This window comes from Sphingomonas sp. 3-13AW, from assembly GCF_049311085.1.
Lineage (GTDB): Bacteria > Pseudomonadota > Alphaproteobacteria > Sphingomonadales > Sphingomonadaceae > Sphingomonas.
Map to the genome: position 1 here is coordinate 1 of NZ_JASNVZ010000057.1, position 682 is coordinate 682.

Annotated in this window: 1 pseudogene; it reads right to left on the minus strand. The window is 70.5% G+C overall.

Going from position 1 to position 682, the window contains the following annotated elements:
* Positions 1 to 682: pseudogene (locus QP045_RS21470) on the minus strand (IS630 family transposase); the annotation flags it as partial.

Here is a 682-nt window from a genome sequence, read left to right on the forward strand (position 1 = left end):
GCCTTGTGGCTCGACAGGTTGTCCAAGATGACCACGTCGCCGCTGGCGAGTTCGGGCACGAGGACGCGGGTGACGTAGGTGAGGAACGCGTCGGCGTTCATGGGCCCGTCGAGCACCCACGGCGCGACCATACCGGTGCGGCGCAGCCCGGCTGTGAAGGTGGTCGTCTTCCAATGGCCGAAGGGCACGCCGGCGCGCAGGCGCTCGCCCCGGCGGCAGCGGCCGTGCCGGCGGGCCATATTGGTGGATGCCCAGGTCTCGTCGATGAACACGAGCCGCTCGGGATCGAGGTCGAGTTGCCCGTCGAACCACTCCTCGCGCTGCTTCAGGACGTCGGGGCGATCCTGCTCGGTCGCGTGGCCGGTCTTTTTTTGCGCGTGATGCCGTGCCGGGCGAAGAAACGCCACAGCGTGGCGATGCTGACGCTCACCCCGCGTGCGGCCAGCATCTCGCGCAGCTCCGCCAGCGTCGGGTCGGGCTGCTGCTCGATTGCGTCCAGGATGAAGGCCGCATGCTCCTCGATCTTCGCTGTACGGCGATCGCCGCCCTGCGGCTTGGCCGCCGGCGTGCCATGGCGCAGCGCCAGCTGTCGCCACCGGATCGCGCTCGCCGCGCTGACCCCGAACCGCTCGGCCGCCCGCCGGCACGACACCCCACCTTCAACGGCGGCGACCACACGGTC